This is a genomic window from Agrobacterium larrymoorei, from assembly GCF_037722385.1.
In the GTDB taxonomy this organism is placed as follows: Bacteria; Pseudomonadota; Alphaproteobacteria; order Rhizobiales; family Rhizobiaceae; genus Agrobacterium; species Agrobacterium larrymoorei_C.
In genome coordinates this window covers 169,332-194,160 of the sequence record NZ_JBBKAQ010000003.1, presented here as the reverse complement: position 1 = coordinate 194,160, position 24,829 = coordinate 169,332, and the positions used below count along the sequence as shown (strand labels likewise).

Annotated in this window: 35 protein-coding genes and 1 tRNA gene; 5 read left to right on the top strand and 31 right to left on the bottom strand. The window is 56.4% G+C overall.

What is annotated here, in order from left to right; all coding sequences use genetic code 11:
* Positions 1–169: 169 nt before the first annotated feature.
* Both WKI41_RS06205 and WKI41_RS06200 read left to right on the top strand, forming a co-directional pair.
* Positions 170–1,717, top strand: coding sequence for an undecaprenyl-phosphate glucose phosphotransferase (locus WKI41_RS06205; protein WP_340192634.1), 1,548 nt, complete (start codon positions 170–172; stop codon positions 1,715–1,717).
* Positions 1,718–1,810: 93 nt separating this feature from the next.
* Positions 1,811–1,960: a hypothetical protein gene (locus WKI41_RS06200; protein WP_340192633.1), complete on the top strand. Its 150-nt coding sequence runs from the start codon at positions 1,811–1,813 to the stop codon at positions 1,958–1,960.
* Between the two features lie 375 nt (positions 1,961–2,335).
* Here the strand turns inward: WKI41_RS06200 and WKI41_RS06195 are convergent.
* A tRNA-Pro gene (locus tag WKI41_RS06195) sits at positions 2,336–2,412 on the bottom strand.
* A 260-nt stretch (positions 2,413–2,672) separates the two neighbouring features.
* On the opposite strand from WKI41_RS06195, the gene WKI41_RS06190 reads away from it, so the two are divergent.
* Positions 2,673–3,101, top strand: coding sequence for a hypothetical protein (locus tag WKI41_RS06190; RefSeq protein ID WP_340192632.1), 429 nt, complete (start codon positions 2,673–2,675; stop codon positions 3,099–3,101).
* Between the two features lie 77 nt (positions 3,102–3,178).
* Here WKI41_RS06190 and WKI41_RS06185 read toward each other — a convergent pair whose 3' ends face one another.
* The 19 genes from WKI41_RS06185 to WKI41_RS06095 form a co-directional block, all read right to left on the bottom strand.
* Positions 3,179–3,874, bottom strand: coding sequence for a hypothetical protein (locus WKI41_RS06185; protein WP_340192631.1), 696 nt, complete (start codon positions 3,872–3,874; stop codon positions 3,179–3,181).
* Positions 3,867–4,088: a hypothetical protein gene (locus tag WKI41_RS06180; RefSeq protein WP_340192630.1), complete on the bottom strand. Its 222-nt coding sequence runs from the start codon at positions 4,086–4,088 to the stop codon at positions 3,867–3,869. Before WKI41_RS06180 ends, WKI41_RS06185 begins: the two co-directional genes overlap by 8 nt.
* Positions 4,085–4,354 carry a hypothetical protein gene (locus WKI41_RS06175; RefSeq protein ID WP_111846685.1) on the bottom strand — a complete coding sequence of 90 codons (270 nt, stop codon included), beginning with the start codon at positions 4,352–4,354 and terminating at the stop codon, positions 4,085–4,087. Before WKI41_RS06175 ends, WKI41_RS06180 begins: the two co-directional genes overlap by 4 nt.
* Positions 4,355–4,363: 9 nt before the next feature.
* Positions 4,364–4,855 (bottom strand): hypothetical protein, encoded by a 492-nt coding sequence (locus tag WKI41_RS06170; protein ID WP_340192629.1) that lies wholly within the window; start codon positions 4,853–4,855, stop codon positions 4,364–4,366.
* Positions 4,856–4,859: 4 nt separating this feature from the next.
* Positions 4,860–5,183 carry a cell wall anchor protein gene (locus WKI41_RS06165; RefSeq protein WP_340192628.1) on the bottom strand — a complete coding sequence of 108 codons (324 nt, stop codon included), beginning with the start codon at positions 5,181–5,183 and terminating at the stop codon, positions 4,860–4,862.
* Positions 5,184–5,205: 22 nt separating this feature from the next.
* Positions 5,206–5,919 (bottom strand): peptidoglycan-binding protein, encoded by a 714-nt coding sequence (locus WKI41_RS06160; RefSeq protein WP_340192627.1) that lies wholly within the window; start codon positions 5,917–5,919, stop codon positions 5,206–5,208.
* Positions 5,920–5,937: 18 nt separating this feature from the next.
* The gene (locus WKI41_RS06155) at positions 5,938–6,636 is read right to left on the bottom strand and encodes a hypothetical protein (protein ID WP_340192626.1); all 699 of its coding nucleotides are present in this window, start codon (positions 6,634–6,636) and stop codon (positions 5,938–5,940) included.
* A gap of 3 nt (positions 6,637–6,639) precedes the next feature.
* Entirely contained in the window at positions 6,640–7,041 is a 402-nt protein-coding gene (locus WKI41_RS06150) for a hypothetical protein (RefSeq protein WP_340192625.1), read from the bottom strand.
* Positions 7,038–7,790, bottom strand: a complete 753-nt coding sequence (locus WKI41_RS06145) for a hypothetical protein (protein WP_340192624.1) — start codon at positions 7,788–7,790, stop codon at positions 7,038–7,040. The genes WKI41_RS06150 and WKI41_RS06145 overlap by 4 nt, the downstream gene beginning before the upstream one ends.
* A 12-nt stretch (positions 7,791–7,802) precedes the next feature.
* The gene (locus tag WKI41_RS06140; protein ID WP_340192623.1) at positions 7,803–8,699 is read right to left on the bottom strand and encodes a hypothetical protein; all 897 of its coding nucleotides are present in this window, start codon (positions 8,697–8,699) and stop codon (positions 7,803–7,805) included.
* Positions 8,700–8,711: 12 nt separating this feature from the next.
* Positions 8,712–9,509 carry a DUF2612 domain-containing protein gene (locus tag WKI41_RS06135; RefSeq protein WP_340192622.1) on the bottom strand — a complete coding sequence of 266 codons (798 nt, stop codon included), beginning with the start codon at positions 9,507–9,509 and terminating at the stop codon, positions 8,712–8,714.
* Entirely contained in the window at positions 9,509–10,399 is an 891-nt protein-coding gene (locus WKI41_RS06130) for a hypothetical protein (RefSeq protein ID WP_340192621.1), read from the bottom strand. Before WKI41_RS06130 ends, WKI41_RS06135 begins: the two co-directional genes overlap by 1 nt.
* Positions 10,396–10,761 carry a hypothetical protein gene (locus WKI41_RS06125; protein ID WP_340192620.1) on the bottom strand — a complete coding sequence of 122 codons (366 nt, stop codon included), beginning with the start codon at positions 10,759–10,761 and terminating at the stop codon, positions 10,396–10,398. The genes WKI41_RS06130 and WKI41_RS06125 overlap by 4 nt, the downstream gene beginning before the upstream one ends.
* The gene (locus tag WKI41_RS06120) at positions 10,758–11,414 is read right to left on the bottom strand and encodes a Gp138 family membrane-puncturing spike protein (protein ID WP_340192619.1); all 657 of its coding nucleotides are present in this window, start codon (positions 11,412–11,414) and stop codon (positions 10,758–10,760) included. Before WKI41_RS06120 ends, WKI41_RS06125 begins: the two co-directional genes overlap by 4 nt.
* Entirely contained in the window at positions 11,414–12,301 is an 888-nt protein-coding gene (locus WKI41_RS06115; RefSeq protein ID WP_340192618.1) for a phage protein, read from the bottom strand. Before WKI41_RS06115 ends, WKI41_RS06120 begins: the two co-directional genes overlap by 1 nt.
* A complete protein-coding gene (locus tag WKI41_RS06110) occupies positions 12,302–12,622 on the bottom strand; it encodes a phage baseplate plug family protein (protein WP_340192617.1) in 321 nt (106 codons plus the stop codon).
* Entirely contained in the window at positions 12,619–13,191 is a 573-nt protein-coding gene (locus WKI41_RS06105) for a phage baseplate protein (protein WP_340192616.1), read from the bottom strand. The genes WKI41_RS06110 and WKI41_RS06105 overlap by 4 nt, the downstream gene beginning before the upstream one ends.
* On the bottom strand, positions 13,191–14,822 hold the full coding sequence (locus tag WKI41_RS06100; RefSeq protein ID WP_340192615.1) for a phage tail tape measure protein: 1,632 nt from the start codon (positions 14,820–14,822) through the stop codon (positions 13,191–13,193). Before WKI41_RS06100 ends, WKI41_RS06105 begins: the two co-directional genes overlap by 1 nt.
* 166 nt (positions 14,823–14,988) lie before the next feature.
* On the bottom strand, positions 14,989–15,447 hold the full coding sequence (locus tag WKI41_RS06095; RefSeq protein WP_340192614.1) for a phage tail assembly chaperone: 459 nt from the start codon (positions 15,445–15,447) through the stop codon (positions 14,989–14,991).
* Positions 15,448–15,468: 21 nt separating this feature from the next.
* Here WKI41_RS06095 and WKI41_RS06090 point away from each other — a divergent pair, with 21 nt between their 5' ends.
* Positions 15,469–15,843 carry a hypothetical protein gene (locus tag WKI41_RS06090; RefSeq protein WP_340192613.1) on the top strand — a complete coding sequence of 125 codons (375 nt, stop codon included), beginning with the start codon at positions 15,469–15,471 and terminating at the stop codon, positions 15,841–15,843.
* Positions 15,840–16,322 carry a thermonuclease family protein gene (locus WKI41_RS06085; RefSeq protein ID WP_340192612.1) on the top strand — a complete coding sequence of 161 codons (483 nt, stop codon included), beginning with the start codon at positions 15,840–15,842 and terminating at the stop codon, positions 16,320–16,322. Before WKI41_RS06090 ends, WKI41_RS06085 begins: the two co-directional genes overlap by 4 nt.
* On the opposite strand, the gene WKI41_RS06080 is transcribed toward WKI41_RS06085, so the two are convergent.
* The 11 genes from WKI41_RS06080 to WKI41_RS06030 all read right to left on the bottom strand — a co-directional run bounded on the left by WKI41_RS06080 (position 16,319) and on the right by WKI41_RS06030 (position 24,788).
* Complete coding sequence (locus WKI41_RS06080; protein WP_340192611.1) at positions 16,319–16,471, bottom strand: hypothetical protein; 153 nt, start codon at positions 16,469–16,471, stop codon at positions 16,319–16,321. The genes WKI41_RS06085 and WKI41_RS06080 overlap by 4 nt on opposite strands.
* Positions 16,464–16,898, bottom strand: a complete 435-nt coding sequence (locus WKI41_RS06075; RefSeq protein WP_340192610.1) for a phage structural protein — start codon at positions 16,896–16,898, stop codon at positions 16,464–16,466. The genes WKI41_RS06080 and WKI41_RS06075 overlap by 8 nt, the downstream gene beginning before the upstream one ends.
* A 13-nt stretch (positions 16,899–16,911) precedes the next feature.
* Positions 16,912–18,057 (bottom strand): DUF3383 family protein, encoded by a 1,146-nt coding sequence (locus tag WKI41_RS06070; RefSeq protein ID WP_340192609.1) that lies wholly within the window; start codon positions 18,055–18,057, stop codon positions 16,912–16,914.
* Between the two features lie 27 nt (positions 18,058–18,084).
* Positions 18,085–18,573 carry a phage neck terminator protein gene (locus WKI41_RS06065; RefSeq protein ID WP_340192608.1) on the bottom strand — a complete coding sequence of 163 codons (489 nt, stop codon included), beginning with the start codon at positions 18,571–18,573 and terminating at the stop codon, positions 18,085–18,087.
* Between the two features lie 355 nt (positions 18,574–18,928).
* Positions 18,929–19,399, bottom strand: a complete 471-nt coding sequence (locus tag WKI41_RS06060; protein WP_340192607.1) for a hypothetical protein — start codon at positions 19,397–19,399, stop codon at positions 18,929–18,931.
* 218 nt (positions 19,400–19,617) lie between these two features.
* On the bottom strand, positions 19,618–20,007 hold the full coding sequence (locus tag WKI41_RS06055; protein ID WP_340192606.1) for a DUF4054 domain-containing protein: 390 nt from the start codon (positions 20,005–20,007) through the stop codon (positions 19,618–19,620).
* A gap of 48 nt (positions 20,008–20,055) precedes the next feature.
* Positions 20,056–20,358 (bottom strand): hypothetical protein, encoded by a 303-nt coding sequence (locus tag WKI41_RS06050; protein WP_340192605.1) that lies wholly within the window; start codon positions 20,356–20,358, stop codon positions 20,056–20,058.
* Between the two features lie 13 nt (positions 20,359–20,371).
* Entirely contained in the window at positions 20,372–21,325 is a 954-nt protein-coding gene (locus WKI41_RS06045; protein ID WP_340192604.1) for a DUF2184 domain-containing protein, read from the bottom strand.
* Between the two features lie 15 nt (positions 21,326–21,340).
* Positions 21,341–21,778 (bottom strand): structural cement protein Gp24, encoded by a 438-nt coding sequence (locus WKI41_RS06040; RefSeq protein ID WP_340192603.1) that lies wholly within the window; start codon positions 21,776–21,778, stop codon positions 21,341–21,343.
* A 12-nt stretch (positions 21,779–21,790) separates the two neighbouring features.
* Positions 21,791–22,924: a DUF2213 domain-containing protein gene (locus WKI41_RS06035; RefSeq protein ID WP_340192602.1), complete on the bottom strand. Its 1,134-nt coding sequence runs from the start codon at positions 22,922–22,924 to the stop codon at positions 21,791–21,793.
* Positions 22,925–23,099: 175 nt separating this feature from the next.
* Positions 23,100–24,788, bottom strand: coding sequence for a hypothetical protein (locus WKI41_RS06030; RefSeq protein WP_340192601.1), 1,689 nt, complete (start codon positions 24,786–24,788; stop codon positions 23,100–23,102).
* Between the last annotated feature and the right edge of the window lie 41 nt (positions 24,789–24,829).

Below are 24,829 nucleotides of genomic sequence, written 5' to 3'. Positions count from 1 at the left end.
GTAAACTGGTATTGCGTATCCCGCCCCCATATTGCTGCAACAAGCCGACAATTGATACCGGCATGTAGTGAAGTAGAGCTTGCAACGCGGTTTCCCAAGTGGAGATCGTCAACGCTTCTTTTAGTATCTATGGCTTATCCATATCTCAAAATGGTGGCGGGATAAGTCTATGGGCGATCAAGAAAGAGACGGACGCAGCTCCGATCTCGATGTCGTGCGGTTGCAGCTTTCTCAAAAAGCGGGGGGCAAAGGCGACGGCAATACACCCACTCTCAATCCCCTCGCCCGACAAGTTGCCAATCAACTTCGCGATACCAGCCACTCACCCAATATGGTGATCGGCCAGTTGCGTCTTTTCGAGTTCGTCGGCCTCTCGGTGATCTCGCTCCTACTCAATGGGATGGAAATCTCCGGAAGCTGGCGGGTCCATCTGGCACTTGTCGTTGCCTGTCTTTTCAATGCAGGCTTGACCGCTCTTCTGCTTCAACTCACCGATACATATCAGCTGCCATCGCTGCGTCGTCCTTTGGCGATGTCCGGGCGTATCCTAGGTTCATTTGTCGCCGCATGCGCCATAACCGCCGGCGCAATCTATGTGCTGTTGAGCGAGGGCGGCTACGCATGGTCAGGCTTTGCCTGGTCGATTGCTGCAGGGTCGATTTTCCTTCTTCTGGAAAGATCAGTCGTCGGCCTCGCTATACGTCACTGGGGCCGCAACGGTGTCATGGAGCGCCGCGCCGTTATTGTCGGCGGAGGACAGGCAGCCAAAGATCTGATTCGCTCGCTGGAACAGCACGATAACGACATTCGAATCTGCGGTATTTTCGATGACCGTACCGGCAATCGCTCGCCTGAGATCGTCGCCGGTTACCCGAAACTCGGGACGTTCGCGGAGCTCGTCGAGTTTGCACGACTGACGAAGCTCGACATGCTGATCATCGCACTTCCCATCAGCGCTGAAGCACGCATTATGGAGCTTCTGCGCACGCTTTGGGTGCTGCCCGTCGATATCCGCATAGCGGCCCATGCCAACAAGTTGCGCTTCAGACCCCGCTCGTACTCCCGCGATGGCGGCGTGCCGATGCTCGACGTCGTGGACAAGCCCATTCGAGACTGGGATGGTGTGGCGAAACGAATGTTTGATATTCTTTTCAGCGTCATCGCTCTGCTGCTACTTTGGCCTGTGATGATCGGAGCTGGGATCGCAGTCAAAGCAACCTCCAAGGGCCCGGTGTTTTTCAAGCAGAAGCGCCATGGCTTCAACAACGAGACGATCAACGTCTGGAAGTTCCGCTCGATGTATACCGAGATGAGCGACCCGAGTGCGGTCAAGGCGGTTACCAAGAACGACCCCCGCGTGACACCCGTCGGCCGTTTTCTGCGCAAATCGTCGCTTGACGAACTGCCCCAGCTCTTCAACGTGCTGGCAGGCGATCTCTCCCTCGTCGGACCCCGCCCTCATGCCGTCCATGCTCAGACGGGCGATCTGAAATATACCGAGGTCGTCGAACACTATTTCGCTCGCCACAAGGTGAAGCCCGGCGTTACCGGCTGGGCACAAATCAACGGCTGGCGCGGCGAGATCGACAATAGCGACAAGATCAAGCAACGCACCGCGTTCGATCTTTACTACATTGAAAACTGGTCTCTTTGGCTCGATCTCAAGATTCTCTTCCTGACACCGATCAGGCTGCTGAAATCAGAAAACGCCTATTGATGATACTGTAGCCTATTACCACCAAACTCGTGGAACCGGGCAGGACTTCCCGCGTTGATGACGCGCATATCTTATCTTTCAGGGGAATTCCGAATGACGCGGACCAACAATCTCTACTTCATCATCGGTGCACTTGTCGTGCTTGTCGCTGCTCTTGGCATATACGTCTGGCACGAAGAATCCAAGCCCAAGGGTATTGAAATGAACATCGGCCCTAACGGCGTGTCGGTGCAGGAAAACTAACATTGTCGGGAGGAGCGCAGCGCTGATCGTCGCTGCGCTACCTCGCTGTCTTTTGCGTCTCGTACAAAGCGAAAACGCCTCGCCCTGTCAGGCCAGGCCGACGAAAGACAGGATCATACCTACGACAACCACCAGACCGACAATGTAGATAATGCTGTTCATTTCTCTCTCCATCTCTTCAGAAGCATCCCCAGCGATGCCTCGTCATGTCACGATGGAGTAACACCTCTCCCAGCGCGAGCGTTCCATTAGAAAGTTCAAAAATGGATGCTTCGGAGGAATTGACTGGGCGGAAATAGCGGCACCGCTCCCTCGCGAGACGGTCAAACGGCTGATGCTACGTATAAAACCAGAGGCTTGGGGAGAGCCTCAAAATGGTCGGAGCGACAGGACTTGAACCTGCGACCCCTTGACCCCCAGTCAAGTGCGCTACCGGGCTGCGCTACGCTCCGACACTGGAAAAGTGCTTTATATATAGGGCCTTTGGGGCGCAACCCCTAAAATTGCGGAAACAGAACAAAATCAGAAAAATCGGCACTGGTGGTGAAGTTCGGAGCAGAGAATCACACGAGATTCACACGCGATGTTCTTGCCGCGTTCACGGTCGATTGACTCCACCGTACATTAGAACGTAATGAGAACTCGACAGGCAGCTTGGCGGCCTATCTGTCACCGACATGCGGCGATTGAAACTCTGATTGGAGAGATGCCCGTGGCAGGATACAACAAGCCGCAGCTTCAAAATCACGTGCCGATCACACGAACGCCTGTCAGCGGTGACATGATCATTTGCTACGCTGGGAAGTGGCAGGTCTGCTATCAGGCAAGAGGCAAGATCGATGATCGAAAGGCTCTGGCTTGGGTCTATGGACCGGATAGCAAATTCTTCTGCGAGGTGGGGGATGAGCAGTTTCGCTGCGACGTTCCGATTCCGGATACGAGACCGTTCTTCAACGACCAGTTCAACTACACGATCGAAATGATAGACGAGGAAGGCGTGAGGCTGGAGCGGCTGGCCGGCGCTGGGAATGTCTCAGTAGCGCTCGCGGCATACCTTGAGGCAATCCGTACACACCCGAATCGCCTTATCCAGATGCGTACTGGTATGCGCCTCGTGCGCCGGTCCGATGAGAAAGATTGATCTGCTCGGTCCAAGAGCGGCGCGCCGCAGTGGTGGTGCTGCGCCCACTATCCACACAAAAAGATTGAGCCGGACGGTTAATTGCCAACCAGCCCTTCAGGGACGCGGAAGCCCTTTTCTTCAGCTTCGGCGGGTGAAGAAAAACACCATGACGGGATTACCATTCCTCGATATGGACTCTCTTGGGAATGGTAGATTTTCCGTTCAGTGCCAAATACCTGCTGACCTTCGGGGCATAGTGGCCTGTTCGCCAGTCTGCCCTTTATGCTAGTCCAGTAAGACGCGGTTTCCGGCTGGCTTATCCGCCCGACAAAGAAAGATGCGACTGCGATCGCTGTGATCAGCAAGATTATCATAAAGATGTTGGCGGGCCTGAATGTACCGCTCGCAATAGTCGGGCTGAATGCCATCAAGACGAATCCAGCACCAGACACTGCTCTGCCGTAGCCGGAATAGGCGGTTCCCAGCCATTCAGGTGGTTGCCCAGCAAGCACCCATAGAAAGCCGAATAGCCCCACATAGCAGGAGCCCGCAGCGATCAGTGTCGCGCCATAGACGCCAACGTGAGATCCTTCGCCGCCCTGCCCTGTGTCCCTCTGACGGTGAATGAGGACATCGTATGCTGTCGGGAAGTAGCGCAAGAACATAATCGCACTGGATACCAGCAGGAAAAGCGACGACGCGCTTGATATAAACGGATCAGGGCTGGCAAAGCCGATCGTCCAATACAGAATGTTGGCAACGACCGTCGATATGAGAAGCGGGTTATTCATCGTCTTGATCAGCCCCTTGCACCATCCGCATCATCCCCGTCATGTTTGCGAGAACGTCGGACTTCATTCTGTCTATTGCGCGCGCACCGGATTCCACGGCTATGGAATTGAGCCTGACACTTTCTCGCGCCTGGCTGATTTCGTTGTCGAGTTGCGCTTGCCGGTTTGACCCGTAAGTGCCTGTCATGCGGCGGATGAAGTTCGATACCCTCATGTTCGCCCCCTATCGTTCAGCGTCTCCAAGGTGAGCTTCATAAGCTCTGCCTGGGTTTGCATCTGACTTTTCAGGACTTCCGTCATGGTTGCGAACTTGATCGCGTCGTCCTTGTGGGCTTCTTTTGCTGCCAGTATCTGATCTTGAGCTTGAAACAACTTCTTCGTCAGCCACATCACGGCGCCGATCAGGAAGACGATGGCAATGCCGAGGACGCCATAATCCAGCAGCTTGTCGAAGGCAGACAGTTGAACCGGATCAGGCATGTTTTCGGCTCACTTCGTTGACTGCATCACTTCGGGGATTTTGGAAAGGAGGATTTCTTTCAGCGCCTTCTGGTCGACGCCGAGCTTCGCGAGCGCCTCAGGATTCTTGTCGGTGACATATGCTACTGCCTCGTTGAGAACCGTATCGGTCATGCGACCAGCAACGCTTGGCATCCCCTCTTTGGTGAAGGCAAACCGAATAGCGTTAAGCGCCGATTGGTGAAGAGCTTCACGCATCTTCGCCTCTATCTCGACGCGCTGCTTTTCGTCGGATACCTTCAGCAAAGCGATTAGGCGCGCGCTAATCCACCCGACCAGCACAGGCCCGACGGTAGACACCAACAGCACCACGATCGGCTGGACAATGGTCCATACGTCATAGAGCCAGGATGAAGGGGCAATGACCGGCTGCGCGTCCTGCGCGAATGCAGGGGCGAAGATGAAGGCCGCAAGACACACGACTGCTAAGCCGACAAGAATTTTCAGATACATCGACGTCATGGCTTCAGCCCTCCACCTTCTTCGCTTCGCGCACTGCGATGCTGATCGTCAGATAGGCGCTGGAAGCGGCCACCAGCGTCGATGCGAGAGTTGCCGCCCCCTTGTTCGCACACAGCGACTGAAGGCTCTCGTAGGCTGCCTCAGCGGCGGCTGCAGTCTTCGGCTTGAGGCGGTCGGCGGCGATGAATGGCTGAAGTACGGCATAGGCCGTGTCGCCGGCGGAGCAAATCTGTGGCAGGCTCTGGCGGATGCCGCTGTCGATTGATCCAGTAGACTGGCACGAGGCAAGCGTAAGCGCCGCCCCTGCGAGAATCGCAGTGCGTTTCATGGTCGGTTCCTTTGTGGAGAGGTTAAAGTCTTGCTGCCTGGATATGCATCCAGTCCATGTTGCGCGCGCGGCCGAGCGACAGCCAGCCTTCGCTTTCCCATGCCACCCAGAAGGGCACTGCGTCAGGTTTCGCCAGGCGGGCTTTGTCCCTGCCCCACTTCAACTGATTGCGCTCTGGGTCGAAGTCGATGGCGATTCCCCACGAGTGCATGGAGTAGCTGGATCCGCCCCGCATCTTGCGGACGTTGAGAGAACCGCCGAAAAGATCAATACCGATCGTCTTTCGCTCGGCGGCGCTATAGATGCCCTCGATCTTATGGAAAGCTCGCTCTGCAGATTCCGCCACGCGCTTGTGAACCGTGATTTTGCGAATGCGGGTTCCTTTGTCCCATGCCAGCCACATATCGAATGGAATATCGATGCTGGTTTGATTCTGGCCCACCGCTCCAAAAAACGATGGCACGTCAGCCTGTCGAGGCCACACAGTTTTGGAGGACTGAAACACCTCACTAGGCGGGGTCATGTCGCGAACTGGGATCACCGGAGCCGATGCTGTCGAGGATTTCCGAAGCGCCTCCACCGTCGCCTCGTCGCCCGCGCCGGTCACTGGCAAACCCTTCGCCTTCTGGAATGCCTTTAGCGCGGCAATGGTGATGTTGCCGATCTTCCCATCGATGATGCCGACAGGGTAGCCGTGCGCAGTCAGTCGGCTTTGCAGCCACTGTTCAAACGTCATAGCGATGTCCTTTAAGATTTAGTTGCCGAGCGCCCGGACAGTGATCGCCACGCCGGAGCCTGCCTTTTGGAATGGTCCGCTGGTCAGCAGGAGCGTGCCGCGGGAAACCATGACTTGGACCTGACAGCCGCTCACGGTTGCTGATCCTGGCACCACTGCGCCGGTGATCATCTGCTCGCCAGACCAAGCTTCGATCACGTCGATATCTGGGATGGCACCGAAAGCGGGGGTGAAGGTTATGGGGGCAATGCCGCTGGCGTTCGTTGTGCCCGTGAAACGGGATATGCGCAACTTGCCTTTGTCGATCGCAGTTTGCTGGGCTGTTGAGACGGGCTTATCGGCATCCGAGGTGTTATTGACCGCTGAGAGGCCGACGTCAGCCTTGGAAACCGTCACGTCGCCCGTCTTGCCATTTACAGACTGAACCGGCACAGCAGGAATCTGAGTTTTGTCGGCCTTGAGATCGAGAGCTTGCTGTGTCGCGGTGCTTACAGGCTTGTTTAAGTCTGCGGTATTGTTGACGTTGCCAAGCCCTACGTCTGCCTTGGTGAGAGTGACATCGCCGGTTTTCCCCGCTACAGATTTGACAGGTATTGCGGGGGGAGGTGCTTTGTTGGCGATGTTCTGGGTGGTTGTCTTCACAGCCTTCCCGTCTTGAATAACGATCGCTGCTTCAGAGCCAGTGAGCGGTGCAGCCTCGGGTATCTTCTTCGCCATTGATTATCCCTCCGGTGCGAGCAATTCATCCGCGCGTGCAGACCCGCCGGGAAGGTTATCCGCGAGGAGTTGATGCAAGGTCGGCCAAAATTCATCTCCGGACGAAAGGTACTGAGCGGCCATATAGACCTGCCGCATCTGTGCATCCGTCTGGGTCATAACCCCATCCATGATGCTTGCCTCTTCCGCCGTCATGCGAAGCCATGGCGTTGTCTTGGAGATTTTGTAAGGATCAGGCGGTAGGGGCAAAAATTTCCGTTTGCTCGCGTCCCATACCTGGCGCCCGTCTTCTGGAGGGGTTGGAACGGGAACCCCTGCCTTGAGGTCATCTGGCATGTCCTCGTCTGCGCCATCAAAGGATCCGAGGTAAGCTCCTACAGAACTAACGAAAAACCGCTGTGTCATAGCTCGGCCTCCAGTACGACGCGCCAGTTGGCCGGCGTTAGTGTCACATCTGTTGTGCCGCTTCTTACAGCAATCAAAATTGCTGCGTAGACAGTAAATGAGACGGAAGTAGAGTTAGCCGAGACAACGCAACCACGCACCGCTGATCCGGTATATCCCCAGTAGGTCGAAAGATGGACTTCATCGCCGATTGAATACCCACCCTCCGCTATGACGCAAACGATCTTGGCACGCACCCTACGAGGAGTCCCGCCAAGCCCATGACCAACGGAGACAACTGAGCTATTTGCATATGTCTGCTGCCCGCTAGTGAAAGGTGCCGCAGACGAAACCCCCGTCAGATCGACGTTCCTGTCTGGTATGGTGATGGTGCGGTTGGCGGACGGGGTTGCGGCAATCGAGTGGTAAAATGTGTTTGCGTCGTTCCACCACTTGAAACTTGACGCGACGAAACCACCGTTGGCTATTTTTCGGGTAGCTGCGAAGATGCTTGAGATCAGACTAGACAGCTTGACCTTCTTGAGCTTGAAACTATCCGCGCTGTCAGCTATCCCAAACTCGTCGTTATCTACGACGGTGCTCTTAGCATCTGCCGTATGGATGACAGCAGCCGGGTCTGCTAAGTCGATCAATTGCTTTACCGTTGCTTTCGATGTGGCCCCACCAGGGCGCTTCGACAGCAGGAGATCAGTAGCTTGTAAGGTTGTGACCTGAACCAGGTCATCCAAAGTCTTTCTTTCGTCAGCCATGGTAGCTCCCTCTTATCGCCACGCCTGCCAGCCTACCCATTCGCCATTGTTCGACACGGAAGACTGTGAATATACGGCGATCTGATAGCGGCTAAGGGGCCGAGTGCCGAAGTTCCACTCGGCATTTGATGGGCTGTCAGTAACAGCTTGCACCGCCGTGAAAGGGATTCTCGACCAGTCAATGTTCACCGTCGTGTAATTGGTGATCTGGCTTGGCGGCTTATCGTCTTGGAATGGCAGATTGGTAAACGTGACCTCTCCGCTAGCCCCCAAGCTGCTCTTGTTGACCAAATCAGTGACCGTGACGACGTTGGAACTGTTCGTAATGACGCGCGCGACGAGCATGTCATCATAAGTACTATCGAACGCGATGTTGGTTTCGGCAGCTACCGTTGGGTTGTAGCCTGTGTTGGCCAAGTCCTTGAGAGCAAAGCCAGCCGTAGGGCTCCATCTCAGGTGATACGTCTTGCTTGCATCCGTGACGAGGTCGGTTTGAACCGTCGTAACGTTGAAAATTCCACGATGAAGGAAGTTGACGCCGGCAGGAACACGAACCTGCCCAACGCCAGGCGATGTTACCCCCATTTTGCCGTTTCCAGTAAGGATTTCAGGGAAGATCGGAAGCCTTGTGCGCGCCTGCGTCATCAACACATAGTTGGGATCGCCGCCGCCGCCGGTCGCCGCATCGATCAGGCTCTGAATTGCCTGAAGCAACTGCGTCATGTCGGTATTGCTTGGCGTCAGACCCGCTTCCTCAATGACCGCGCCAATCTCAGATTGGATCGACCAGAACATCCAGTTGAACAGGAACTGATCCGCTTGGCCGCAACCAAAACCGAGCTGCTGCTCATCAGACGCGGGTGCGCGCCGCTCGCCATCATTGGCGAACGGTGGACTGAAATCTGCCATGTGGTTGTCTCCTCAGCAGGAATAAGGCTTCACGTCGACTTCACACATCCAATCCGCGCCCTGTGTGAGAGCTTCGGTGACAATGAAGTCGTCAAATTCCGTTACAATTGAATTTCCATTTTCATCCGAGATGATGACGCCCTCTGGCACCCATTCCTCGCAAAAACCGCCCCAGCCAGCGCCGAAGCCAAACACTTGCCGAGTGCCAAAATGCCATCTGGTGGTGACGCCTGGAGCGACTGGTAGAACGCGAGGGACTATCTGCAACAAAACCGTCTCTGCCTCTGTCAGAGCGCGAAATGGAGCCAGAACGACACGACCATGCCCAGCATCAAGAACGCTTGCTGTAGGGCCGTAGATCGCCTGTAGCGCGGCAATGAGATCATCAAGGCCGTATCGAGCCTGCATCTGGAAAGATCGAGCTACCAGAAGCCGTCGATAGACATCATCGTCTGTGATGCAGATTTCAGATACGCCATCCTCACCGCACGCCAGCCAGCTTCCGTCTTCGCAAAAGCCAACGATCGGACGGCCAGGCACATCATCACACGCAAACCCAAAGACCGGCTGCACATCACAGACGCAGTGGCAGCGCGGAAAGCCCATCCATTTGCCAAGGATGGTCAACTGATCGCCCGCAGCGGTGTCGAGATCGAAACTGCTTGGCAGGTCACAGATAGACTGAGACGAGAGCCACACTTGCCGCATGTAGGTGCGGATCATGTGTAGCAGTTTCGGACTTTCTCGATATTGCGTCAGAACCCGATCAATACCGGATTCTATGAAGGTGGCTTCATCTGTGCAGACCATCATGTCACCGTGATTGAAACATCTTCGGCGGCAATCGATGCCCGCTCGATAAAGCCGATCACAACATCCGTGTTGTTGGACTGTGCGATGCCGTCTCGTTCGCCGTTGATTGAGACGACTTCCACATTTGAAAATGCGCTCTCAATGACAGACCGGACGCGATAGAAGGTCACATCGTCACCATTCAGAAGGTAGAGACCGTTGACGAGCGTTGTCCGAATCGCTGTCGCAGAAGGCGGCGGGCATCCCATGCTGTCCTTGAACGTCCTGACGACCACTTTGAGTTCGACCGGCACATTTATCGGTCGCAAGATACGGAACGTGCGGCAAAATCCATCGATCAAGCTCTCGATCGCCGTCAGCCCGTACATCGATACGCCGGGAACCACATATTTGCGCATGGTCGCGGCTATCTCATCGTCATCCCCGCCGGTCACCGCGATGCAGATAGATCCGGGCGGCATCAGGTTGCTATCGATCTCGCCTGTGTCGTTCACCCAAACATGTGAGTAAGTGACGCCATCGAGCGCAGCGATCGCGCGGCTGATGTCCTGAAGGTCAATGCGAGCCTGTCCCGCGTTGGTGATCGCTCGCCGGAAAGCGTCGTCCCCTTCGCCTGCAGCGCGACCGATGCGCCGGATGCGACCAAGAATATCAAGACGCACGCCCTCTGCCTGATCCGGGTCAAGAGACTGGTAAATGTCCTCTGTAAGCTCCCAATGCTTTGCAGAGGCTTCAGCAAAAATACCATTGATCTGGCCGAGAGGAGACTGCGAGGTCTGGACGACGCCGGGGCCGAACTCGGTGATCATCGCAGCCTCAAGCTCCGCGAGGATGATCGTCAGTGGCTTGCGTGCAAAGCCTGTCGGAGAGATGCCGTAATCGGTCAAAGCTGCACCTCCTGGTCAAACATGGTCAGAACATTCACTTCGTTAATTACGACGCCGCGGGTATTTCGCTCAAAGGAGACAGAACACGATGTGATTTCGGTCACCCCGTCAGTATTCATGATCTCTGCCCTCACGAGGCTTTCAGCTAGCGCCGGGTTGTAGCTCCGGCCAAGCACCTGATCGAGCCAAGGCACACCGCAGGTCGTATCTAGGAACCACTCGCCCGAATGCGTCTGAAGTCGTTGGCGAGCGTGCTGGCCAACAGCGAGAGCATCGACAGCCAGCGCGAGACTGCCATCAGGGTTTAGAAACAGGTCATTCGTAGCCTCGTCCAAGGACAGACCTACGCGGATAGCGGTCATAGAACCATCGCCCTGAGTTTGTTCGCCAGCGCCGTAAGTTCTGGCTGCTGAGTGATCGGCCATATGCCAGAGGACGAACCACCAGAAACTGTCGTTGTGAGTTGCCCAAGAATTTCACAAACCTGGGCGAGCAGATCCATTACGTCGCCTTGTGCGCCGGTCATCTGGAACTTGCCATCAGGAGTAGCCTTGAAACCAAATGACCCGGATGCGTTGGCGCGGAGGTGGAAGTTCTCAAGGTCGATGTCTGGGATTTCCTGCGACAGGCTTTCTCCGCCGGAGATAGAAGCGCGCATGTTCGACAGGTGAAAGGATCGGGCATCGTAAGGGGTTGCCTCGCCGCCTTCCTCCCAATCGTCCATAGCCCGCATCTGAGGCGTGAGCATAACAGGCGTGCCTACAGGGATCGGGAACGTCATGCCGCCATTCGCGGTCATAGGCTGATCCAGAGGGACTTCGAAGAGTTCTGGCATGTCCAGCTTCTGGCCGTTGACCATAGGCTTGTAGAGGGGCCGGACGTTGACCGTGCGACCATTCCACGCCGACGTGGTGACCCCCGGGATCGGGCCCCAAGTCGTATCCTTCTCGGCCTGCGCGAACTGCCCAATCACGTCTTCGGGGGTGTTGGTCGTTTTGCCGATACGTCCTGGCATTACTTCTTCACTCCCTCATCAACCTTGTCGCCCTTCACGGACTCTCCGGTGATGTCGATCTTGAAATCGCCATTGTGGTTGTCGCCACTGTAAGTGACGGTGGAGACGCGATAGATACCGTCATCGGCATTCATTTCGAGCGTCTGGCTTTTCAGCTGCACGCGCCGATTTGGACGCACCTCCGGATTCAGGAGGGCAGAGACTCGGACGCCATTGTCAGTGATTGCCGGCGTCCCGATCATACCGGTTTGAGGGTTGATCAGCACTACACCACCGACGTAACCATTGCCGGGAATGATCTCTAAAGTCTCGTTTTGCAGCGACCAATAGAAGTCATTGCCCCGTCCGATCGTATCTAGCTCTCGCGCGCAGGAGCCGCATGCCGCATAGGGGCGCTTGAACTTCTTGCTTTCGATGTCGTCAGGATACTTGAACTCGCCCCGAGCGACGCCTTCTTTCTCCATCTGCTTAGCAATCTCATCGACCACGTCTTTGACAGGCGTTCCTGCCGGAAACGATTTGCTGATCGTAGCTCGCCTGAGAGCATTATCGCCGTCGCCGCAGGATATGATCGTCTGGATGTTAGGGCCTTCCCTGCGGTGCTCTACGTCCCGTACAGCGCCCTTGAAAATGATGCCGACGTTCCCGTCCTCGCCTTGCGGGATGTATCCAGCCTCAAGAGTGATCGTGTCGAACTCTTTGCCGATGCTGTTGCGCGTGCTTTCGGCCAAGTTCCAAAGAGTGATGTCCGCGGTATTCGCTGCACTCGAAATACCCTTGGTGATCTGGAACGATATCTTGATCTGGTCGACAGTGCTGTTGCCGGGGTTGATGACGTATCCCGTATTGAACTTCGCCCTCACCTTCCGGAGATATTGCAGAGCCATTTACTGAACCTCCGCGACTTCCTCGGCAGTGGCATGGAATAGCCGAACAGTGCCAGCAGGTATTGCCGCCCGATTTGGAGCGGAACCGTCTGTGATTGATGCGGCGAAGATGACGCCGAGTCCGAAATCAAAAGGCGCTAGCAGATCGACGCCTGTCACCACTCTGCGACCATGGAGAACGGGCTTGTCATCAATCGATAGATCGAATGACCACCGGTCAGACGTTGGATTGTAGCGGAGGCGGATGGTGACCCGCCGCCCATTGATGATCGTGCCGAATTGCTGGTCAGCCTGGTCAAGGATCTCGAACCTATTCATCATTCACCAACAATCGTTGAAAGGATCGAACGGTCGCGCTCTGGTGCCGTTGTTATCCCTGCATCGCCCCGCTGGACGGTCCCAGATGCACGATCAGCCGTCACCCCATCTTTTGCAGTGTTCGAGCTTGGCGCCGCAGACTTGGTGCTCTTCGTGCCGCCCTGCTTGCCGCGTTCCGAGTTGTCACCATCAGGATCAGCCGCATAGGAAGTGCCAACGATGATCACCTCCTGAAGCTCAACACGGGCTTTCAGCACGGTCGAAAACTGCTCATCCCGATCAGGATAGATGCCCTTGATCAGCATGTTGTTATAGACACTCAGGCCAGATACCAGAGTGAACGGAATACGACTCTCCTGAAACGCCACCAGAGCATTGTAGGAAGCCGCGGCGTTGGCGTTGGCGATGTCGAGCCCGAGCCTCTTTGGCATCACCACCGCATGGTCGGTGATCTTCGCACCCGTCTCGATCGGAATTTCGGTGATGTCCAGTTCCGAAGTGTGGCGCTCCAAAAGCACACAATCGATCGGGACCGGTCCGATGGCTGTTGAGAAGGCGATGATTGATGCCATCAGAATCCGCCTCCAACCACTCTTGCCGGCGGCGCTGCTGCGCCTGCCGCTGCACTGCCAACTGCTTGCCCGACCGCCGCACCGACCGCAGGTGTGACGTTCTGGACGCCATTCACCACCACGCCACCGACGTTAACCGTTGTAGATCGGTCAGAGTTATCGTTGACAGTGTTTGTGATCTCGTTTGTCGCGTTGCCATCACCCATCGCGGAAAGCTTGTTCATCCTTTCCTCAAAGCCAGCGAATGCATTGGTTTGCAATTCAGGTGCCGCTTGCGGTCTGACGGGGGTCGCTGAAATAGGCCTGTTCGGCCGGCGCCCCAACGTCTTGTAAGCCTCTGGCACGTTGCGAGCCGCCTCTTGTGCGACCGGATCATTGTTCGGGACATACCCGCCCTCTCGGGCAAGCCGATCCTTTTCTTCTTTCGACCCCATCCAAAGCTGCCGGCCAAGCAGGCCGTATCCCTTGCCTTCCAGCGATTTTGACACAGCGTCTTGATACCCGATTTCATTTGTCAGGGTATCGAGCGCGCCGCTTGCTGTGGGGGCAATTGACGAGCCAAGCGCCTTCATAAAGCCGTCCCACGAGCTGGAAAGCCTTTGGATCGAAGCTGTGGTGTCTGTAGTGAAGCGCTGGAGATCGCGAAACACCGTTCCGTTGACTTCCCCTCCGTTAACGGCGTCCAGGAATTTCTGATAGGAATCAGCGCTCGTCATCAAGGACTGCATACCAAGCTGAAACTCTTGGTCTGCAAACAGGTCAACCAGTTTGGCGTTCGGGTTCTCTTTCATGACCCGGCGAGAGATGCGAACGTAGGCCTCGATAGCGCCCTCGCCTGCCTTCACCGCATTGTCGACTTCTTGCCGGATGTTGACGCCGAATTCCTTGAAGTTTTTCTCAGTCTCCTGGCTGAACATTTTGGAGAAGATGTTCTGGGCTTGCGTAGCCGCTTGACCAGAAGATCCTGTATCCTCGCGAAGAGTTTGCAGGATCGCGATCAATCTTTTTAGGCCTTCTTCGCCAGAGTATCCCAAGTTGGCGAAAGAGTTGGCGAGCGTCGGTATCGACGCGGCCATATCTTTCAATTCGAACTGTCCAGCCTTCCCGCCGGTGACCATGATATCGAAAGCGTTCTGCAGGTCACCTGCCTCAATCTTCAGAGCTGACGACGCTTTCTGCGCGGTGTTCGCAATGTCAGCGACCGCAGCACCCGAAGCCTGCGCGGTCGCCAATACCGATGGCAGAAACTCCATGGCCTGGTTGAGGTCCATCCCAGATGCAGTCAACGTGTCGAGGCCGCTCACGGCTTCTTCCAGCGGCAGAGCGAACCGCCTCGCCAGCGCCTGGACGTCGTCTGCCGCTTTTACGGTCTCCGCTACCGTGGCCCCAGCGGTCGTTCCGATGCGGTTCATCTCGCGCTCGAAAGCAGCGAAGTTTTTCACAGCCGAAGTGCCAACTGCTATTGCGCCGGTTGCCAAAGCCCCTGCAGCGATGCCAAGAGATCGAACCCGATCGGCGGTACGCTTGGCGCCAGCTTCGGTGTTGTCCAGCCCTTGATTGAATTTCGAAAGCGCGTCCTGGCCTTCAATCTTGTAGCCGAGGACGGCGATCAACTCATCAACTATGGGCATCAGTTTCTCCGCGGTGTTTGCGCTTTCTCAGCGGCCGCAAGTCGCAGGTCCAAGATTTCGTGCATATCCAGCAACTGCTTTAAGGTGATCTTCTCGCAATCGAGAAAACTGCAAAGCGGCGGGTTCGCCAGAGCAGGCCTGTAGATGAAGAAGTTGACGTTTGGGGCTACCCGGCGGATTTCGGCGCTCGTAAGACCGCCGTCAGTAGGCCGATGATGCCATTCTGGCTCTTTCCGGGAAAAAAATCAGAGAACTGCACCTCAAGGACGTACTTTACCAGAGCAGGCAATTTACCGAGGCGACCGGTGAAATCGCCGTCGATGTCTGTGTCTTCGTAACTTCCGGAAGGCCTCTTGATCTTTGCCACACGAACGATTCGGGAAAGCAGGTCGGTCAGCTCTTCACTCGTCGCGCGGGAAAGAATGTCTGACAGGGCAGCGAGTGCCGCTGCGTCAGCCATGTATCTTTGCCCTTCGCTTTCAGCTTGAAGTGACAGGATAATTGCGGGTAGCCGGGAAGCAGCAGGGCCAAGAATGCGAAGAATATCCGCATACAGTTGGATTGCCTCTACTGCTGGTAGGTGATCGACATGATATTCTACGCCGTCTATCTTGCGGTCAGCCATTCAAACACCTTTGGAGGAAACATGAAAATGTTCATCTGCGGCGCAGCCTTGGCGATTATGCCGTCCCTGGCCATAGCCAAGAACGTCGCCAATAATGACCTGCCGTTTAAGTATGAAGTCGTGAAGGTCGATGCTGTCGACCGTTCGGGCAGCGTTACGACGGTCGTGACGCTCAAGATTGAGAACGGGAAAAATTCATTGCCTTCCGCCACCTTCCACTGCGAAGCCAAGAGCGAAAAAGGCAACACTTGGGACGTCGAGGGGACAGCAAAGAACCTTGACCCGAGCGAAGTTCGTACCGTTCGATTGACGAACGCGGGCGACACCACGGGGGACTTTTCGAAGCCTGCTTCCGTCTCTTGTGAAGTTAAGGCCTTCGACGGCGGGATCCGATGATCTGGGTCACCTTTATTGCCGCACTGGCGCTCGCGCTACCAAACATTGCGACAGCGGCTGAAATCACAGGTCGAGCGTCTGTCATCGACGGCGACACCATCGAGATCAACGGCACGCGTATCCGCTTCAACGGCATAGATGCACCAGAGAGTAATCAGCTCTGCCAGAACGCGTCAGGCAAAGCCTACAGATGCGGCCAGGCCAGCGCGAAGGCTCTTGATGCCTTCCTGTCACAGTCGCGCCCTACCACCTGCGTTCCTACCGGCAAGAGCTATGACCGGCTGGTCGGTCACTGCGTGCGAGCCGATGGCTCTGACGTCAACACATGGATGGTGCGCAACGGCTATGCGATCGACTGGCCCAAATATTCGCATGGCTTCTATGCTGAGACCCAGCAAGAGGCGCAGTTGGCGAAGGCTGGCATCTGGTCCGGTTCATTCCAGATGCCATGTGTCGTTCGCGGCTCCCTCTGCGATTAAAGATCGTCTCCAGAACGCTTGATGTTCTCCATAAAGTTTTGGAGAGCCTTTTGCGTTTCGGGGCTATTCATCATCGATAGAAAACCCTCGAGAGTTTGCCTAAGCCCTTCAATGGCGTCCTCAATCAATTTTGCTAATTCTTCAAGCATTTGGAACCTCCGGCGTCCACTCACCGGTGACAAGAACCCATTCACGAACAACAGCGTTCGCACCCTTCTGGTCGTTAGGAGCGCTCTGGATAAAGCACTTATCTGCCGTGCCGCCCTCACCGCTTGATGTGTCAAAGACCGTGACCGGGAAAGCTGCATTGGGAGACGCCAGAGCTTGCTGACGCTTCAGCTTCTGTGTCAACTGTCGGTGTGTCGGGCTGGTGTGCATAAGGCGCAGGGTAATCGTCGCCCCACGGTTGGCCGATACTGAGAACAGAGCGGAACCGTCAGCTCCGATCAGCATAGTGCCTTTGTCGGCCAAGGGGGCGATGACGATTGCATCGTCACCATCCCACAGCCCCTGAATTTGCTGTCCGTCCACCATATTGGAGGTGTTGACGAAGCCATATGCGGAAGTGATTGGCATTGTTCAGCCCTCCTTAGAATGTCATCTGGTAGCGCACGACGGCGTAGTGGATCGCGCCGGCATAGCGGAAGCGGCATTGTATGGCAGGAGCGATGCGCGCCTTGCGCTGGCTTTCTGGAACATCGAAGACGCTGGGAACGGTGATCTCAACCGCGGCTTCATATTCGCCCGTCTCTGGGTTGAGATCGCTGGCGATGAGACCTGCTCGAGTAGCCTGCTGCATGACAGTGCGCACAGCGCCGGCCAGCATCTGCATCCCGCTGTCGTCAAACTTGATCCGAGCGTTATTGAGTAGAATGCCCAGGGTTTCTTCTTCGGTGCGCGCGATGATCCAATCTGTCGAGTGGATTTCATCAAGGAACACGTTCGCGGTGAGCGTCGACCCTTCGACCACGAAGTTGCGGCTGCCGATGTCGATGTAGGTGTTTGCCATGTGGCCTGCAGCCTCAGACTGGCCGACGCCAGGAACGAAGCCAGTCACGGCCGTCAGAGCAGCAGAGCCGATATTGACGGCAGGCACGCCAGGCAGATTCTTGAACTTCGCGGTGTATGCGGTGTTCGCATCATCGAAGTTGCGCGTCTGCATGTAGGCAGCAAGCGAGGCCGCTGGATAGGCTGCAGCATTGGTGTGATAAAACACGCCTGCCCGATCGAAATCGCCCTTGTTGGCAGATGCAAGGCTTGTGGTGGTGCTTGCCGGGTTCTCGGTATCAACGTCGTTGCTGTCGATGATAGCCAGTTTCGGCTTTGCCTGGATCCACGTCAGCAGGCCGGAGAGCGCCGCTACATCGCGAAGGTTCGCCGCAATGGTCAAGAAGTACCAATCGCTGTCGAAGGCATACAGCAGGTCAAGCTGTGCCGTCAGTTCAGCGCTTGTCATGGTGCCGTCGTCAGCAACATGGCCGATCTTGATCTGGCGCGGGCGCGGGTTCTGCGAGAATGCAGATAGTGCCGCCTTATATGCGCTGGTTGTCGTTGCCCAATCAGCCGCGACTTCTTCGATCGAGCCATAGAGCTTGGTGCGATTGGTCGGGTCTACCTTACCAGCGACCGATTCCGTTGTGATGATGAGCTGTATCCCGAAACCACGGCGGCTCGGGAAGGCGTCATTGCGGGAAAGACTGACGTCCACCACGCGCGAGTAGGGCAAAACAGCCATACCGTTGTCCTTTCAGGGTTTCAGGGGTTACTCAGCTCGATTGATCTCGATGCTGTAAGTCTCGATGACGTCCACGACGCCCACGGTGTCACGAACAATGCCGCGGACAATCAAATCCATCTGCGCGCGCGGTTGCCACGCGTTGTTGATCCAGTCCGGAACGTGCCGGATTTGCGATGCTTCATGCATCAAGAGGGTTGGATACTGAGGCTCAAGAGCTTGGCTGACGTGCATTGCCGCAAGGATCGGTCGCAAGGTGTCCGTCGGCGCCTCGCCATAAGCATGAACTGAAAAGCGCCACTCACGCTCTAGGACTGCGGCAGCAGAAACATTCCCAGCGTCTTCAACATATTCGGTATCAATCGGCTGCTCACGAACGTTCAACGCCCCTGTCAGATTGACCATGCAATAACGGCCCTCGGGCATCTTGCCGCTCTGGTAGGCCTTGATCGTTTTCTGCTTGGTCTTTGCGCGCACCCAACGGACGACAGAGCCATGCACTTCGTCGTCTGTCATCGGGTCAATCTCCCCAAAGCCGCCCTGAAGAACTCGCCCTCACGTCGGGGCCAGAGATACATCACTCGGTACTCGACACCGGCGTCAAAGACGTGATCATTTAGCCGAACTTCAGACCTGGACCAGAGAAGCCATCCTGCGTTTACTTGCGCGCCGGTAGGTGTCGAAGAGACTCTCATTCCTTCCGGGACATCGAGTAGCTGATTGCCGGAAGCCGGCTGGACAACAGCCTTGATGGGAATGGTCGTGGAAGCGCCGGGGATGTGGTCTCCATCATCGTTATACGCCCCATCCGAAGCACGGCTGAGTGTGACTGCCCACGCCCTGCGATCGATCCCAAAGCCTGCAAGTCTCGTCATCCGTCAATCTTCCAGGTTATGGCCGCGCGCATCTCGCCGCTGTCGATAAGCGGATTGCTCGATCCCTTCAGGGCTATCGTGACAGGGCTGTTAGGCGGGCTGGAAAGAGACGTGATCTCCTCCTGAATGTCACCTTGTGCCTTGATGCCAAGCTTTGACAGCACCTCACGCAGGGACGTCTCGCCCTTGAGTATCTTCGACGCCGAAGCTTTCATGGCGTTTCGGTAAGCCGTCCGGTTCGATCGCATAGCGTTCGAAAGGAATGGACGTTCAGGAATCGGACCACCCCAACCGCCGCCTGATGCGCCGCCTCGTGTGCCGAAGTGGTTCCAGATGGCCTTCATGATGTTGTCGCTATCGGCCTTCCCAGCAGGAAGACCGACCTTGACCCGTGATGGGCCTTTAATCTTGCCCTCGATCGCCTTCAGATTGACTCGCTGGTTGCGTTTCACTGTCACCGTGAACATCTGCGCTCTCCGATGCTGTTTCCGCGTCCTTGGGCTTCTTTGGGCGTTTCTCGCTGTGCTCGCCGTATGCCCGCAGGTCGGTCGATGCCTGAACCAGCTTCAAACCTTCCTCGGTGAGATCAACATCCCAGGTCTTGCCCGGATGGATGAAGACAACGCCGGTCGTCGTGTGCACCGCTTGGCGCACGTCGCTTGTGTTTCTGACTTTCATGGCTTCCTCACACTACGGCAACAGCCGCGAAGTTCTTGCGGAGCAGAGCAAGGTATTCCCGACCGTAAGCTGTCAGAGAGAGACCAGAGCCCGTCGCATCAGACGACGATCCAGTTGGGCCGAAGAACTCGGTCTCGCTGTCGCCCACCTTGTCGCGCTTGATCGCGCCAATGCCTGCCGCCCCGCTGCCAGTGTTGGTTCGGTCCGGCTCGCCTTCCAGCGTCAGCCGATGCGCCACCAGAAGCATTTGAGCACGCGCTCGATCACGCTCCATCCATGTGTCGCCCACCTCGCCCACGGCCTCATTGATGACCAACTGGATCAGCGCGTCATTAACTGGTGCAAACTCGGGATAGCGTGCCTTGAAGGTCTCTGGCGTTGGTTCGGTATAGGCCATGGCTACCTCCAAAAAGGGAAACCCGGCAGTTGCCCGCCGGGATATTTCTTACTGAGCCTGCTGCTCCGCCACCTTGGCGTCGACAAGCTCCTTGAGCTTCGGCGTGGTGATGTTCGGTGCGTAGTCGATGTTGAGCTTGTCGGCCTGGGCCTTCAGTTCTTCGCGATCGACGGGAGGCGTCTCGGGGTTCTTCGGCGCTTTGCCGGAGATTTCGAACCAGCCGGTCTTTTCAGACACAGCCACTTCTTCGTCCGCCATTTCCACGTCAGCGGTCTCGCCGGGTTCAAGCCAACGATGACCCTGCTTTGTGTTCACGCCGCGTGGGCCTCGAGTAATGTTCTTGATCTGCATGGCTCGGCCCTCCTTATACGCCGTCGAGATATCGAATGCCCTTGGCGAGCTTCACGTCCACGCCGCCGAGACGGAATGTGCCGGGAACCTCGAAGAGCATCGGCCCCATCTGCCATGGGTTCCAGAAACGGAACGGCATTGGCATGTTCAGCTTCAAGACGGATGGGTCCTTCTTGTAGGAAACCATACGCTTCGTGCCGCCCGCGCCGGAAGCATCCAGATAACCGAACAGACCGCGAATGGTCAGGGGGCGCCCGGTGGTGCGAGTGTAGATGTTGTTCTTCTCGATCCACTCCAGAATCGTGGTCTGGTTGACGCTGTCGATGCGTCGGGTAGAGAGGTCGAGAAGGACTTGGTATGGGAATAGGATCGTGTCAGCGACGAGATTCCCAAACGTGCCGGTGAATTGGCCGGTCAACTGCCCATTCACATCGCGAAGGATTTGGTCAGGGGTTTTGTTGGCGAAGGTCGTAGAGGAACCCGTACCATCTGCCGGCGCCGTTGTTGCTGCGACAGCTGGGTTGTTAACGGTACCGGTATAACCTTTTGTCGCATCACCAACGAATGCCACGCTGTCGATCTTCTCTTCAGCCACACGACGGGCAGCAACGCCCTTGTCGCTCGTGAGGTTAAGGCCGTAAAGCGCGGCCTTGCCCAGCTCTTCGACCGAATAGCGGTAGCCGATAGCGGCCATCGATACAGTGGTCGAGAACTTTTCGCGAAGCAGTTCAACGTTCGGCACGTCTTGGGCATGACCATTGAACCACTGCGCCGCACCGACTGCGTCGGACGAGAAGTAAGTGATGGCATCCACCCATTCCGGGCCGGTGGTGTCGACCGGCACGATGTCCTGGTACTGGATTTCCTGATAGACCGTGCGATAGACCTCCGCTTCGATACGGGTGGCCTGCTGGATCAGGAAGCCGAAAGCTCGCTGCGGAGCATCCTGCATCTGCATGAAATTCATCTTGGTTGCTCCTTGTTAGCCGAGGCGGACAGCAGCAAGGCCGGCGCCGGAAGTCGTGGTTTCCCACTGGGCGTTCGGAATCTGCTGGTTGCTGGTGGAGACGTTCGTCAGAACGCCAGTTGCCGGGACGAAGTAGACCGGATCGCCATCGTTCACTGCGACAGAAGCCTGCACGACGATCACGCCTTTGATCATCACAGCGGCGGTGTCGTACTGAGCGTAGGTGTCGCCAAACTTCGACGGGTCAAGCACGGTGATGCCGAGGTAGACTGGAGAAGCGGAAGACACCTTGATCTGGTGATCGCCCGTACCGCGCTGTGCGATCTTGCCGAAGCCGATACCAGCGACGGTCTCCACTTCACGGCTGACAACCACACACGGTTCAGAGTTGAGGACCATGCCCTCCACCCAGCGCGCATGCGTGGCATTGAAAGTGCTCTGCATATCAGGCATTGGAGCGCTCCTTTACTTGTTGAACCGGCCGACCATTTCGGCGTGCGCCTTGGCAGCGTCCGAGTGGTCAGTGATGACGGGGGTGATGCCGGACTTGACCGCATCAGCGAAGGCATCGGGATTGGCTTTCGATGCATCCTCGACCAGCAGGTCAAAGCGTGCGTCGATATAGGCGTCAGCCTTGCCGGCGATTGCCGCATCACCGATCTTGGCGACGACAACAGCCTTGCGGATTGCAGCGTCGGACAGGCCTTCTGTCTTCACGTCCTTGGCGATGGTCTTTGCAACGGCGATAAGATCGGCCCGCTCTTGCACGCGCTTGTCGAGATCGGCGTCGGACAGAACCTTGCCGGTCAATTCGTCAATCTTGGCGTCCCGCTTTGCGAGTTCCGCATCCTTGGCGGCGATGGCCTTGTCGTGTTCTGCCTTGGCGTCAGAAAGTGCCTTTGCCGCATCGGCCTTGAAGGCTTCGACTGCGGCAAGATCGGAAACGGCGACTTGGACGGCCTTATCGCCCAGTACCACCGTCTTGAGAGCATCAGACATCTTGTCTTCCTTTGTGCTCGGGGTGATGGGCGCTAGGCCCTTATCGCGCCAGGCATCGCCAATGCGCGTGTTCCCTGCCCGAGGGTTATTGTCGGGCAGATATGCGACGTGGTTGAACCGTAGTTCTCCCGCCTGTCGAAACTGATAGGGTGTGCCGTCCGGGGCGATGCCCTCGTCTCTGACCACAGAGACCGTGTAACCGGCTGAAAGAGCGCGTGCGCCTTCCATGACTTCCTTGGCAGAGTCCGCGTCCATGATGACCATAGAGGCCACTACGTGCTCACCATCCCGCTTGATGGTCCCGCCCATGGTTCCCTTGGCAAGGTCTCGCCAGTTGCTGGCATTGACTTCACCATCTGGATGCCCGCGCGTCACAGGACGACCGGCCAGCGACAGCATCGATCGTTCATCGAAAACCACTTCCGGATCTCGATAGACGCCGAACACCTTCCTGGCCTCGTCGCCCATAAGGCCAAGCTCGGCCCCATAATATTGCTGGACGTTGAAGGCGCGCGAGACCTTAGCCTCACCCACGACATATCCGTCACGAGTAAGGGTAAGGCCTGCGGCGTCCACCGTCAGGCTGTCCCTGATTTGCATTGTTTGCCCTCGGTCTTAGGCCGTCCGACGCGTGCCGGACACCGTTACAGCGTCGGTGAATTGCATGATGGTGTCCTAGTTGATTACGTCTTCCCATCGCTTGGACCAGGCGCGTTTAAGCACCTCCTGCCAATTAGCGATGAGCATGAGGAGTTCCTTGGTTGTTGCGTTATGCTTACGCTACGGGACGAAGCCGGGTGACAACGTCTCTCAAATATACCGCAGTGATGGCGTTCATCGCGGTTGTAGGGTGAAGGTTATCCCCAATGCGATACGTCAAGTCTGTTGGGTCTGCAGTTTCGGGGATCTGCCGGATATCGAAGAACGCAGAAACCCCGTGCGCCTGATACTGCTGAGAAATAAGATCGGCCATCAGATAACGGTTGGCTTGTCGCGCCGCGTTACCTTCGGTCCAACCAGCAATTATGACCTTCACCCATCCTGCAGTTCTACCGTCTAGGTATTCCCATAGCTTGTCGACATAAGCCTGCCCCTGAAGGGACGGCCACGCATTGCCGCTTTCCCAGACAATGAGAATGTTGGTGACACCTGGGGTGAATTTCGGGTCAACGTCGGTCGTGACATCTCCAAGCATGCTGATGATGGATTGACCGGACACCGCCAAGTTGTTTTTCGAAAACGCCTTTTCGCTTATCCCCGGCAGGGTGACCATTTGTTCCGGCCATGCGGTTTGATTATTGGCACCCGCTGCGCTCATGGAATTTCCATCAACGACCAGTTTTGCCGAGTTCAGGTCATAATAGGTCACGTCGTGAGGAGCGCACGCCGCCAAGGCCGTATCCAGAAGAGCGGCTTGGGCGTCGGTTAGATCATTCTGGAATAACGCCCTTGCTGTCACCCCTGCATGCGTCACTTGGCTTGGGTTCGTGGTGTTATTGTTCGCCCCGTATACCACTGGCCGCACGGCATCAACGGCAGCGGCGTTCCCGACCGGCCACGTCGGTGCGCCAACAGTCTTAACCCCATCTAGGGTAATTGACTGGGTTCCGGCAGCATAATTAACTCGGGAAATTGCTCTGTGCCACTTATTGGAGCCAATGTTCATGCTGACAGAGGAAATTGTCTCCGCACTTTTGCGCGACTGATTACTGATTTGCCCCGCCGTTGTCATGTTCATTGCTGAACGAGGTGAACCAACTGTGGTTGATGTCACGAAGATTAGAGGGGCGGTAACAGCCGCCGATCTGGCATGGAAGCACGCGGCCATTGCAATGCTGGCTTGTCCTGTCGTGTAGGCCTGAGTTCCAGGGACTTCGAGGAACCGTTTGCTGCCATCGGTCAGCTCATACGGATGTCCATCGTTGATGATAAGACGCGGCTGATTTGCTGCCGCTGATCGAGTGGCGTGTCTTCCATTCCCGGTCTGATCGTAGAATGTGACAATGTAAGGCGCGTACTTGCACCATGCTGTAATGGCCGAAACGTCTAGCCTTCGATCATTCCGTGGCGTGAAGTCTCTCTCTTCGTTCGTTAGAGGATGCCGAAGCCGAACCGTAGCTTGGCCTATAAAGGACGAAAGTAGACAAGTTGGCGCGTGCAGAGCATACGGAGTGGCGCCACTTGCAACCAGTGCATCAAAGGTGGGTGTCGCTGGTATAGTTGGATCAACCACCCCACCAGAGACTGGGATGCTATCCACCACCTGCCCAGCAGAGTTGACAGCAGACTTGCCCGTTACATACCGCACCGGAACGCCACGAGCGTCTTCCGTCACGCTGACAGGCGTCACAGGACGGCCAACGATGTCAGTCTCCCCCGCTACCGCTGTTCGCACGGGCAATGCTTCCACGAGCTGCCCAGCGCTGTTGAGCGCCGTAACTGTGGTGACGGTCTTGATGCGCATTGCAACTCCGGGGGCGAAGGCCTAATGATGCGGCATGGACG